At 37.1% G+C, this 12653-nt stretch carries 13 protein-coding genes; 5 read left to right on the forward strand and 8 right to left on the reverse strand.

Annotated features, from left to right (window positions below; all coding sequences use genetic code 11):
• Nucleotides 1-6 precede the first annotated feature (6 nt).
• From ILS93_RS04290 to ILS93_RS04300, 3 genes are all read right to left on the reverse strand, one after another.
• The gene (locus tag ILS93_RS04290) at nucleotides 7-2514 is read right to left on the reverse strand and encodes a collagen-like protein (RefSeq protein WP_222660044.1); all 2508 of its coding nucleotides are present in this window, start codon (nucleotides 2512-2514) and stop codon (nucleotides 7-9) included.
• 147 nt (nucleotides 2515-2661) lie between these two features.
• On the reverse strand, nucleotides 2662-3417 hold the full coding sequence (locus tag ILS93_RS04295) for a class I SAM-dependent methyltransferase (protein WP_088047127.1): 756 nt from the start codon (nucleotides 3415-3417) through the stop codon (nucleotides 2662-2664).
• Nucleotides 3418-3458: 41 nt separating this feature from the next.
• Nucleotides 3459-4001, reverse strand: coding sequence for a CGNR zinc finger domain-containing protein (locus ILS93_RS04300; protein WP_064475873.1), 543 nt, complete (start codon nucleotides 3999-4001; stop codon nucleotides 3459-3461).
• 112 nt (nucleotides 4002-4113) lie between these two features.
• On the opposite strand from ILS93_RS04300, the gene ILS93_RS04305 reads away from it, so the two are divergent.
• On the forward strand, nucleotides 4114-5310 hold the full coding sequence (locus ILS93_RS04305; RefSeq protein WP_088047126.1) for an MDR family MFS transporter: 1197 nt from the start codon (nucleotides 4114-4116) through the stop codon (nucleotides 5308-5310).
• Nucleotides 5311-5392: 82 nt separating this feature from the next.
• Here the strand turns inward: ILS93_RS04305 and ILS93_RS04310 are convergent, their stop codons facing one another.
• Entirely contained in the window at nucleotides 5393-6307 is a 915-nt protein-coding gene (locus ILS93_RS04310) for a tetratricopeptide repeat protein (RefSeq protein WP_088047125.1), read from the reverse strand.
• Nucleotides 6308-6644: 337 nt separating this feature from the next.
• On the opposite strand from ILS93_RS04310, the gene ILS93_RS04315 reads away from it, so the two are divergent.
• Entirely contained in the window at nucleotides 6645-7043 is a 399-nt protein-coding gene (locus ILS93_RS04315) for a hypothetical protein (protein ID WP_222660046.1), read from the forward strand.
• A 121-nt stretch (nucleotides 7044-7164) separates the two neighbouring features.
• Nucleotides 7165-7359, forward strand: coding sequence for a DUF3923 family protein (locus tag ILS93_RS04320; protein ID WP_258126862.1), 195 nt, complete (start codon nucleotides 7165-7167; stop codon nucleotides 7357-7359).
• Nucleotides 7360-7477: 118 nt separating this feature from the next.
• Here the strand turns inward: ILS93_RS04320 and ILS93_RS04325 are convergent, their stop codons facing one another.
• The 4 genes from ILS93_RS04325 to ILS93_RS04340 all read right to left on the reverse strand — a co-directional run bounded on the left by ILS93_RS04325 (nucleotide 7478) and on the right by ILS93_RS04340 (nucleotide 10550).
• Entirely contained in the window at nucleotides 7478-8026 is a 549-nt protein-coding gene (locus tag ILS93_RS04325; protein WP_000938437.1) for a DUF2179 domain-containing protein, read from the reverse strand.
• A 200-nt stretch (nucleotides 8027-8226) separates the two neighbouring features.
• The gene (locus ILS93_RS04330) at nucleotides 8227-8640 is read right to left on the reverse strand and encodes an ATP synthase subunit I (RefSeq protein WP_046957915.1); all 414 of its coding nucleotides are present in this window, start codon (nucleotides 8638-8640) and stop codon (nucleotides 8227-8229) included.
• A 52-nt stretch (nucleotides 8641-8692) separates the two neighbouring features.
• A complete protein-coding gene (locus ILS93_RS04335; RefSeq protein ID WP_046957914.1) occupies nucleotides 8693-10021 on the reverse strand; it encodes a hemolysin family protein in 1329 nt (442 codons plus the stop codon).
• A gap of 121 nt (nucleotides 10022-10142) precedes the next feature.
• A complete protein-coding gene (locus ILS93_RS04340) occupies nucleotides 10143-10550 on the reverse strand; it encodes a MerR family transcriptional regulator (protein WP_000285637.1) in 408 nt (135 codons plus the stop codon).
• Between the two features lie 275 nt (nucleotides 10551-10825).
• Between ILS93_RS04340 and rfbF the strand changes: the two genes are divergently transcribed.
• Both rfbF and rfbG read left to right on the forward strand, forming a co-directional pair.
• Complete coding sequence (gene rfbF, locus ILS93_RS04345; RefSeq protein ID WP_088047124.1) at nucleotides 10826-11593, forward strand: glucose-1-phosphate cytidylyltransferase; 768 nt, start codon at nucleotides 10826-10828, stop codon at nucleotides 11591-11593.
• A 1-nt stretch (nucleotide 11594) separates the two neighbouring features.
• Nucleotides 11595-12650, forward strand: a complete 1056-nt coding sequence (gene rfbG, locus ILS93_RS04350) for a CDP-glucose 4,6-dehydratase (RefSeq protein ID WP_088047123.1) — start codon at nucleotides 11595-11597, stop codon at nucleotides 12648-12650.
• The last annotated feature ends 3 nt before the right edge of the window (nucleotides 12651-12653 follow it).

Consider the following 12653-nt stretch of genomic DNA (forward strand, 5'->3'; position numbering starts at 1 on the left):
AACGTGTCAAACTATTTTTAATACATTTAAACTAGCAGTTATCACACCAGATAATGTCGTTACATGCCCAATAGATAATGGACCATTTTGCAAAGATAAAGTAGCATTTGAAGAAGCAACATTAATGACCATCGTATTAGAAATCGCTGGTTCTAATACAAAGGTACCTCCTGTAACATAAAAAATAAAACTCCCTGCGACTTGCGTTCCATTTAAAGTAAGCCTCACGGAAATCGTTTCATTCCCCCCATTTGGATCACCTTGAAAATAATAGCTGACTAAATATATTCCCGGTGTACTTAACGTTACAGTTGTTGCATTTGTTAAACTAACACCAGAACCAAAAGTTGTAGATCCTGAATTGATTGGTATTAACGCATTCGCTGCAATTACACTCGTTGAAGTAGAAAAGAAATAACCGCCTCCGCTAGGTAAGCCAGTCGCCCCTGTTGCACCTATTATTCCTATGGAACCTATAACCCCTATACTACCAGTTGCGCCTGTTGGTCCCACAGCTCCAATCGATCCTTGACTACCTTGCGCTCCGGCTGGCCCGACACTACCGCTAACCCCTGTCATTCCACTTACTCCAGTTGGGCCTTGCAGACCTTGAATACCTTGAGAACCTTGTATCCCGGTTACTCCCGTTGCTCCTGTTGGTCCGGTCATTCCTGTACTTCCTTGTATCCCTATAATCCCTTGAACGCCTTGTATTCCTTGTGCACCTGTCGCCCCTGCTTCTCCTGTCGCTCCTGTTTCTCCAGTTACACCTGTTATTCCAACATTTCCTTGTGGTCCCTCAGCTCCTTGACTACCTTGTGCACCTTGCACTCCTTGGGGACCTGTTATCCCGTTTTCTCCTAAAACCCCTTGGGGACCTCTAATTCCTTGCGCTCCTGTCGGACCTGTTATTCCTTGTATTCCTTGCATACCTTGAGAGCCTTGCGCTCCTGTTGTGCCTACTATACCTTGTATTCCTGGAGACCCTTGCAAACCAATTGCTCCTGCCTGACCTGTTATTCCTTGAACTCCTTGCATACCTTGAGCACCTTGTGGACCAGTCAATCCATTTTCCCCTTGTATTCCTTGAGGTCCTTGTATCCCTTGAACGCCAGCTGCTCCTGTTTCTCCTCGTATTCCTTGAGGTCCTTGTATACCTTGTGCTCCAGCTGCTCCTGTTTCCCCTCGTATTCCTTGGGGACCTTGGGCTCCAGCCGCTCCTGTTGTGCCTGTGGGACCGATTATTCCTTGTAAGCCTTGTATACCTTGCGCTCCTGTTGGACCTGTTATCCCTTGTATTCCTTGCACACCTTTAGGGCCTTCTGCACCAGTTGGACCGATTTCTCCCTGTGGACCTTGAGTTCCTTGGGGACCTTCTGCGCCAGTTGCTCCTATTATTCCTTGATTACCTTGAGAACCTTGTGCACCTTGTACGCCAGCTACACCAATTACCCCTTGAGAACCTTGTGCTCCCCTTACACCTTGAGGGCCAGTGGGACCAGTTATACCTTGTAATCCTTGCACTCCTATTAGACCAGTTCCCCCTGTTACACCCCGCGTACCAGTTACACCAGTTGGACCTGTTGGCCCCCCAGGTGGACCGGGTGGACCAGATGGACCAGTCACTCCACTAGAGGGACCAATTGGACCGGTTGTTCCCGTCGGGGCACCCGGAGGTCCTTCTGGTCCTTGTATACCAATACTTCCAGTTGCTCCTGTTATCCCTCGTACTCCTTTTGCTCCTTGAAAACCTGTGGATCCGTTTATTCCTTGTATTCCTTGAACACCTTGTGGACCTTGGGGGCCTATTACACCTGTTACTCCCCTTATTCCGCTTATACCTTGAGGTCCTTGTATTCCAGTAGAACCAGTTGGACCTATTACACCTTGTATCCCTTGATCACCTTGGTGTCCTTGCTCTCCAGTAATTCCTTGTATTCCTTGGGGACCTTCTTCTCCTTGTATACCTGTAGTTCCATCCTCCCCTTGTATTCCTTGCGCTCCTTGGGGGCCTTGAGGACCTGTTACACCTGTAATACCAGCTTCACCTATAACTCCTTGCATTCCTTGGGCTCCCGTTTTTCCTCTTCCTCCAATTTCCCCTTGTATCCCCGGGGAACCTTGTAGACCTTGACTACCAGCAGGGCCTGTAATCCCTTGTATCCCTTCCAGTCCTTGTAATCCAATATCACCAACAGGACCTTGCTCTCCAATTAATCCTTGAGGACCTTGTAAACCAACCGGACCTGTAATTCCTTGCTCTCCAGTATCACCAACGGCACCTTGTATTCCTTGAGCTCCTGTTGTCCCTCGCGGACCTTGTATTTCCTCGATACCTTGGGGGCCTTGTGGACCCGTTGCTCCTCTAGGTCCAGTAATTCCCGGAGGGCCGACCGGACCTTCATGCCCTCCAGTTGGACCAGTTGAACCACTATTACCAGTAGGACCCGTTGCTCCTATAAGTGGAAGAGGCAGTGCCACTCCAAATTTTTTGCACTTTTTATGATGACGCACAACAATCCCCCTTCCCCAAAATAATTACACTTTTTATATGAAATGCATTTTCATATGAAAAGTACACCTCTAACTTCATTTTTTTAAAAATAAAGAAGCCCATCATTTCATGTATTTGAAATGACGGGCTTCTTTTTATAAAACACTTTACTTCCTCGCCTTAATAATAAAAGTAGTTGGCACCACTCTAGCTTTATATAATGAATAATATTTCGTAGACGGCTCAGCTAATTCTTCATCAAACGCGCTAGATGGTTCAGGTTCTTCTATTCTCTCAATTGTAAATCCCGCTCTATTTAACTCATTTATGTATGTACTTATTTTTCTCTTATATAATGTAGCTTGTACATTTTCTCCTTTAAATGTTTCAAACGTAATAGGAGTTTCCTCATGATAAGAAGACTTAAAAGCAATTTCTTCTGTACCATACTGTAAATTTGAATATACTGGGTGCTCCCAACTAAAAATAAAACTTCCTCCTGGCTTTACATACGAATAAATTAGTTCCAACGTTTTTCGTAAATTTGAAGTCCAACCTAATGCATAAATGGAATATACAATATCGAAATACCCTTTCGGAATATCACCTTCCTCTTCCATTGCTCCGCATACTAACTTTGAATTCCAACTCTTCAACGTTTCATTCGCTGTTTTAATTTGTTCACTTGAAAGATCAAGACCCCATACTTCCTCTGCCCCATGTTCTGCCATATATTGCAGCGAATGCCCACTTCCACATCCAATATCAAGAACCTTTTTATTTCTAATTGAATCGAACAAATGAATCTCATCTTCAGACGCCGTATACGGACCATATTTCGGTAAACAATCCACTTGAAAGAAATATGGTGCAACTGTATCCCAACACTTTTTGTTTAAAGCTAACATTTGTGTACCTTTCATATTCTACATTCCCCCATCCTATTTTCTTTCCCTAATATAAATTACACATTATAACCTGATCTCCCTTTTCTCTTCTCCCGATAATTTTTCACTTTCGCAATCGTACCGCACGCTCTTCCTCCTTCTTCTCCAGCATACATACCGCACCATCTTTTACTTCCATTTCGCGAATGATCATAAAATACCCAGCGACAATCTGGGCATGCTTTTAACCTCCCCCACAAATTTTCTTGAATTGACATTAACACAATGCTTAATACTTTTGTATATACATTCTCTTCGTGCACAGGCTCATATGTAATACCTTTCATATCTTCCTTTACATGTACATGAAATGGGTATTTCTCTAACCACTTTTGCAATGATCCTTCGCCTTCAACCGTTAACCGAATATCTTCTCGAAAACTTTTTAATTCCTCTATCGTATGAAATGGAACCTCTTTATGAAAATATTTTTTCATAAAGAGGTTTATATCCTCTTCTGTTTGTAGCATATCAATTGGCTCTCTCGTATCGTTTGGTATTTTCCATGTATTTAAAAATTCCCGAATATATTCTAATTCATTTGGTGCATTTTGATTCAATTCCATCCACCTTCTTCTTAAAATTTACTTTTTTCTGACTTTATGTATAATTATAATATAAATTAGTTAACCATTAAATATTTTTACTGGTTACAATATCAGGAGGAGTTCTATGAAAAGTTTCTCAATACCGATACGTTTCATGCTTATTTCTTCATTTTTTATGTCTTTTGGGTATTTCGCAGTATACGCATTTTTAACTATTTATCTATTAAGCTTTCTTCATTTTACTGCTGTTCAAGTAGGAACAGTGTTGACGGTTATGACAATCACATCACGAGTTATCCCATTATTCTCAGGATTAATTGCTGACAAAATAGGCTATATCATTATGATAATAGCCGGATTATTTTTAAGAGGAATCGGATTTATCGCTTTAGGAATATGCTCTGATTTTTATACAATTTCTATTTCTTCTGCACTTATTGGCTTCGGAACTGCATTTTACGAACCTGCTGCGCGCGCCATATTCGGCTCACAACCAGCTCATATGAGAAAAAATTTATTTACATATTTAAACCTTAGTTTTAATTGCGGTGCAATAATCGGACCAATTGCAGGAGGGCTCTTACTCTTACTCGATCCAATCTATGCTTTTTCTCTAACAGGATCTCTTATGCTGTTATTCGCTTTTATCTTTTACTTACTTAAAAATCACTTCCAAGTCACTACTGAAAACACGTCTATTACATTAGGGATACAAGCTATCTCACAAAACAAATCTTTCCTTTTGTTTTCATTTATTATGATTTCCTTCTATATTATGTTTACTCAACTTACTGTCGCACTTCCACTTCATATGAAAAATATTAGTAATAGCAATCAGCTTGCTACACTAGTTATTACGATAAATGCAATAACAGGCGTCATATTTATGGTGTTATTCCGAAAACTATTTCATAAATACAACACACTTTCGATTATTAAATACGGTGTTTTATTAATGAGTATTTCCTTTTTACTTATCCCTTTATTTCAACACCCATATTGGCTATTTATTTGTGTAATTTTATTTACAATCGGTGAAACACTCGTATTACCTAACGCTGATATCGCTATTGCAAATTACAGTAACGAATCATATACAGCTACTTACTTCGGATTTTATCAACTATCACTCGCATTTGGTTTTATCATCGGTAATTATACCGGTACATCTTTTACATCCAATTTAAGCGGAATGTATACACCATGGCTTATTTTCGGCGGAATAGGAGTTATTGGTTTTATTTCACTCCATATTTTAAATATTAAAAAAGAGAGCTCTAAAGAGGATATATACCTATGTAATGAGACGAAACCTCTTTAACACATTACAATTGAGATGGTACCTTTAGACAAGCAACCTATAATAAAAAAATTCGACCATCACATGTGACAGTCGAATTTTTTTATTCTTCATATTCCAGATGATTATGTCTTTTACAACCAAATAAATAGCAACCCCCTAAATGATAAGTTTCAAATTCTAACTCTGGAACATATCCAGATTTGATACGTTCTATCATTTTTTTATAACAAATATTCTCTTCCGTATATTCCTCAATTAACTCTTTCTTATCTTTTTCTGTCCAGTTTTCTTCTACTTCTTCATTCTGAACATCTTCTATTTCTGCTGTTTTCGCTTCGATAGATTCCCGTATCACTTCATTTATACGCGTGAAATTATTAGCTTTATATAGAGCATAAACAAATCTACCAATCCAATTGGGACTTTTCCAGTATTCTTTGTATCCCTTTTCAAACCATTCAATTGCTTCGTTATAGCAATTCAACTCAACATATAAATCTGCTACATTAACTTCTCCTAAAAAATCATCAGATTTCCTGTTAAAAGCATCTAACTTCTCTTTCGCTTCTGTCGTTCTCCCTAAATCAATTAAACATTTTACATAGCTATACTTTATATAGTCCGAATCCCCTGCAACTCGCAAGAAAAATTCCGCAGCTTTTTCCAGCTCTCCAAGGTTATAATGCGCTACAGCTACATTGTGAAATGCTTCATTGGATGGCTGAATCGAAATAGAATTTTGTAATACTTCTTTCGCTTCTTCCCATCTTTCTTGTTTCGTGTAAATTTCCCCTAAGATGTTATAAGGAAAGTATGAGGAAGGATTCAACTTAATAACTTCTCTTATTAATTCAAGAGCTTTATCATCATCCTCTTCCTCATAAAAGTACATCCAAGCAAGATTATTGAGAGATTGTACACCTCTAGATTCATGTACCGCTCGTTGAAACAGTTCCATTGCTTCCTCATATTTATTTTGTTCAAACATTTCAATTGCCTTCTCATTAATATTCAAGTAACTACCTCCGAAGTGAATGAATTCATCTATTCCATATCTTTATTTTAATATGTAAAAATTGTAATTTCCATAAAAATAAGTTCTTTCGCCTGTCTACATGTCATCATATAGTTGGATATCCAATTCATAATGATTTTAGCAACACCATTTTCTAAAGCAACTATATACCTACTGTAAAAGTACTAATTCTCAACAATAAGTAAACCTTTCAATTCTCCATAAATTGGATATATATCCTATTCCATTTTACATATTATGGTATAATTAAAAAGAGTGCTAGCTAAACATTTACATAAAATACTACCAGCCTAGCAATGCCAACATCAAAAATCACTTGAAATTGAGGGACGTTATGAAACAGAAATTAGCTATTCTTCTATTCACCGGAATCATATTATCCGGATGTTCAACTATAGCAGAAAATTCTTTAGAAACCGGAAAAGGCAGTATTGAATTATTAACACCGACGATTACAACAAAAGATAACGAATTAGAAATTAAGACTGAAGGTATTGATGAAAATAAAGTGACGTTTATTTATGTTGCCAATAAAAAAGTATTGGAACAAAAAATTAATAATGGCGAATCCTACAAAGTTAACATTAAAGATATCGAGCACGCTCATAGGACAGATTACAAACCAAAAGTTCAACTTTTGCAAACGCAAGATGACCATAAAGATGGAGAGATGGTAACGTTTAAACAAGTTAGATATACAGTTAAAAAAAATTAATTTTATAGACATTTCATGATAAATGTAACGAACGAAAATTTACTTTTAACAGTGGGTAAATATAAGGGGTACTAGCATGAAAAGACGGTGGATTTCTTGGTGGATTGGTAACATATTTTAGATTATCATTTTTGGAATATGGGCCGCTATTATTCGGCTACGCGACGTTGATGATGCTGGGGTTACTCAAACACCCAAACTTAAACCCATTTCACTTATAGCTTTATTAATCGCGTTTATCATACCTGTATTTATTCAAGTTATATGGCTAATCATGAATTTGAGAATGAGTAGAAAAAATAATTATACGATTTAGTTTTTCAATTAACAGATAAATTTTTTTCAAAAAAAGAGAGGAATCTACATCAAATAGATTCCTCCCTTTTACATATGGACTTATACTGCACTTTTAATGCAACACTACTCCCTTTTCTTTACGATACATGTTCATCTTTCTTCTTCATTAACGCTCTTTTCTTCATCGCCTTCGTTAAATATCCGCCTTTAAATGAACGGATTTCATAAGAAGACATAAACGCTTTCGGTGCAATTTCATTAATAATTTCTAACAGTTCTTTTTCTCTAGAACGCTTTGCAACGATATCTAAACGATAACGTATAGAATTAATACCTTCGCCTTCAAATACTGTAACGCCAAATCCTGAGTGACGTAATTCATCTACTAATTCATTACAACGGTCTAGTAAACTAACTTGATACGTAATATAACCAATTGCTAATTTGTTCTCTATATAACCGCCTAATAATAGTCCCGTACTAAAGCCAATGACATAGGCAATAATGTTCATCCAATTTGATAAATCTTGAAACACAATACCTAAACTGACAATGTAAATAGCTCCTTCTAACAATCCAACACCAGCAGCGGATCTTGTTTGATTCTTTACAAGCAAAATCGTACGGATTGTTAAAATTGGAACGTAAATAATTTGAAGCACAAAAATAAGTAACGCTTGTAACATTGGTATCCACCTCTTTCAAAAAGTCTTTTGTCATAATAACATACATAACCTTTAGAAATCGATGGGTTTTTAAATTTTTTTACATTATTTTTCATACTATTGAAAAACGTAAAAAAGAAGCGTATTATATTTGTCGTAAATTTGATTCCTTTCATTAGCTCGCTTAAACACAAAAAAGGAACCCCATTAGGCCCCTTTCATCATAGCTCTATGTTTTTCGAAGCATGTTCCCTTTGCTTCTCTTCCTCTTTCACTAACTGCATATTTGCATAAGCTAAATTTGCAATCATTAAAAAGTGACCACCTAAAATGCCTGTACCAAATGCCCACATTTCCATTTCATGCTCAATTTCATACATGATGATTGCTCCTAAAATGGCAGCTGCAAATCGGTTTAGAACTCCTAATCCAGGAGCCTTTTCCTTCATTACGATACTTTTCCCAAGTTTCTCCACTCTGCGAGCTAATAACCAAAGACAATAGGCACTTACAGCTAATCCGATACCAAACCCTGTTACTTGTTTTCCAAACGGAGTAATCGTCCACATAAGTAGTAAACCACTAAAGATCGCATACAATTGTAATCGATATACACGTAAGGCTGCTTGAATCAAAATATCCGCTCCTAATTTCGCATTTTTTATACGTTAGAAGAAAAGCAGCAACTTACACAGTTGCTGCTTTCTCTTCTTCTTGCTCTTGTTCCATTTTACGAATTTCAACACGTTTAATTTGGTAAGCGTCTTTTTCTAACACTTTAAATTCATAACCTTCCGCCTCAACATGTTGTCCTTCTTCAATTTCATGATTTTGCATCATAATCCAGCCACCGATTGTATCCACATCGTCTTCTTCAATGTGTAATCCAAACAAATCTTTTACTTCTGAAATAAGCACTTTTCCATCAACGATTTTATGGTGCTCATTCACATGCTGAATTGGTGGTGCTTCATCTTCATCATATTCGTCACGAATTTCGCCGACGATTTCCTCCAAGATATCTTCAAGCGTTACAATTCCTGCTGTTCCTCCGTACTCATCATATAAAACAGCCATCGGAATTCGCTTCTTCTGCATTTGAAGTAATAAATCGTGAATTGGAGTTGTTTCCATCACTTCAATAATCGGACGCATATACGTGCGAATCGATGATAAATCTTCTTTATCGTTGTTCATATATCGAATAAAGAAATCTTTTACATTGACCATGCCAATAATATCATCTTTATCTTCTCCAAAAATCGGATAACGTGTGTATCGTTCATTTTGGATTACTTTCATGTGTTCTTCTACTGAATCTTCCAGGTAGAAACCAATGATTTCTGTTCGCGGTACCATAATCTCTTTTGCAATACGATTATCAAATTCAAAAATGTTATTTACATACTTGTATTCAGCCTGATTAATTTCGCCACTTTCATAGCTATCTGAAAGGATAAGGCGTAATTCTTCCTCTGTATGAGCTACTTCATGTTCTGAAGCTGGTTTTAAACCGAATAAGCCAGTTACAACACGAGCTGAACCGTTTAATACCCAAATAAATGGATACATGACTTTATAGAACATCATTAACGGACCTGCCAATAACAATGTTACTTGTTCAGCCTTTTGAATTGCCATCGTTTTCGGAGCTAATTCCCCTACTACAACGTGTAAATACGTCATTAGCATAAAGGCAAGACCAAATGTTAATACTGATGAGATAGAAGGATTTATGTTCCATTTCTCAAATAACGGGTGTAATAACTTTTCAATTGTCGGTTCACCTAACCAACCTAATCCCATAGCTGTAACTGTAATACCTAATTGACAAGCAGATAAATATTCATCTAAATTTGTTGTTACCTTTTTCGCTGCTAAAGCACCGCGTTTCCCTTCCGCAACAAGCTGATCAATACGACTTGAACGTACCTTTACAATCGCAAACTCTGCTGCTACGAAAAATCCAGTAAATGCGATTAAAATCGCAACCATGACTAAATTAAATATTTCCAATGAATCCCCCTAGTTTAAAAAACTAAGGTGTCCACCTCCTGTATACTATAATGTTTTCTTATTTGTTCATTAGAAAACATAGCCCGATACAAAAATTAAAGAGGTCGGATTTCACTTTTTTCTATAATAATAGAGCAAGTGTCTGTATTAAAGCTGTCGTTTGACCAGATAAAGATTTCGATATTTTTTCACGTTGTGAATCAGTCAATCCATCTAAAAGCGGCTTTAACTCCGTTAACTCTGCTTCTAACCGATGAATATGGTCTGTCACTTCATTCACTTGTTTCGAAACGTGTTCATTGATACCGAGCAGCTTCTTCTTCTCCTCGATTTTCTCTTTAATCTCACAAAGCGGCATATGCATTTCTTTGCACTTCTCAATAAATTGTAATGTCTCAAATGCTGTTTCATCGTAATAGCGATAATTAGATTGAGATCGCTCCGCTTTTAAGATACCTAGATTCGTATAATAATCAATCGTGCGTTTCGACACGTGAGCCATGAGAGCCAACTGTCCGATTCGATACACCTTCCCAACGATCTTCCCCCCTTGTTTATATTACTAACATCATACAATACATAAACTGTACAGTCAAACGTGATGGTTTATTATTCATAATTTATACAATTTTTATCGTTTCATCTTATATAATCCAATCTATTAATTTAATTGTATAACAAAATACTTAAATATAAAAACCAAAACGAACGAAATATAACCATGAAATTGCCGGTTCCATTCTCATTTAAGTACATATCATAATAACATCGATATCAAATTCTTTTTATAAGTAGGAGGAAAAAATGAAAGCTGTTATTCTTGCAGGTGGATACGGAACAAGGATTGGGGAAGAAACTCATTTAAAACCAAAACCTATGATTGAAATTGGAACAAAGCCTATTTTATGGCACATTATGAGTTTATATAGCCATTACGGGATTACTGAATTTATTATTTGCTTAGGCTATAAAGGATATGCAATTAAAGAATTCTTTCTAAATTACAACTTACACATGTCCGATTTCACGATACATTTAAACGACAATACGATTACTAACCATTCTCATCGTATAGAACCATGGACAGTTACACTGATCGATACCGGTCTAAATACCGAAACAGGTGGACGAGTTAAAAAAATACAAAATTACATCGGGGACGAACCTTTCTGCCTCACTTATGGCGATGGATTAAGTAATGTAAATATAAAAGAACTCATTGCATTTCATAAAAAACACGGCAAAACGGCTACTGTTACAGCCGTACAACCTCCTGGTAGATTCGGTTCTCTCGTCTTAGATAAACAATCTGTCACATCCTTTCAAGAGAAGCCACTCGGGGATGGCGGATGGGTTAACGGTGGATTTTTCGTTTTAAATCCTGATGTTCTCAATTATATTAGAGGCGATAAGTCTGTTTTTGAAACAGACACATTAGTTCAGTTAGTAAACAAAAATGAACTAGCCGCATATCAACATACTGGCTTTTGGCATCCGATGGATACATTGCGCGATAAAAATAAATTAGTCGAGCTATGGGAAAGTAATAACGCTCCGTGGAAGGTTTGGTAATATGGCTTCATCATCTTTTTGGAATAAGAAAAAAGTATTTATCACGGGACATACTGGCTTTAAAGGCTCATGGCTCACCCTTTTTTTAACTTCTTTAGGCGCAGAAGTAGTTGGCTATTCTTCTCATCCCCCATCCATCCCTAACCTTTTTGAACAAGGTAACGTAGCAAATGAGTGCACATCAATGAATGGCGACATTACAGATTACGATTCTTTATTCCATGCCCTAAAGCAACACAACCCTGACATACTATTTCATTTAGCAGCTCAACCAATCGTCACTACTTCATATAAAAATCCTATCGAAACATTTAAAACGAATGTTTTAGGTACTGTTCACGTATTAGAAGCAGCAAAACATATAGAAAATATACGTAGTATCATTAATGTTACAAGTGATAAATGTTATGAAAATGACGGGAGCGGTAACCGAGCATTCTTGGAAAGTGACCGATTAGGAGGTTTCGATCCTTATAGCGCTAGTAAAGCTTGCGCTGAACTAGTTGCAACGTCATATCAAAAATCATTCTTCCACACTAACACTCTGAGACTCGCCTCAGTCAGAGCAGGTAACGTCATCGGTGGTGGTGATTGGGCAAATGACCGACTATTCCCAGATGTCATTCGTGCATATTTACAAGATACTACGTTAAATATTAGAAACAAACACGCTATTCGCCCGTGGCAACACGTATTAGATCCTTTACACGGCTATATTCTTTTAGCTGAAAATCTTTGGCAAGACGCAGAATATGCAACAGCGTGGAATTTCGGCCCGATAAATGAACCTAACAGAACAGTTTATGATGTCATTCAATCTATAATGAAATTATGGAATCAACCATTAACAGTCCTTTCTCCTCATACAAATAACCCTTATGAATCGCCAATTTTAACACTTGATAGTACAAAAGCAGTAAATAAACTCGGTTGGACTCCTAAGTTATCAACAGATCATTCTATCACTTGGACTGTTGATTGGTACAAAAAATATGCATCTGGTGAAAATATGGAATCTTTCACGCGCCAACAAATCGATGCATTCAAAAATTTATAAGGG

The organism is Bacillus sp. 16GRE42, from assembly GCF_019837435.1.
GTDB classification, from domain to species: Bacteria; Bacillota; Bacilli; order Bacillales; family Bacillaceae_G; genus Bacillus_A; species Bacillus_A wiedmannii.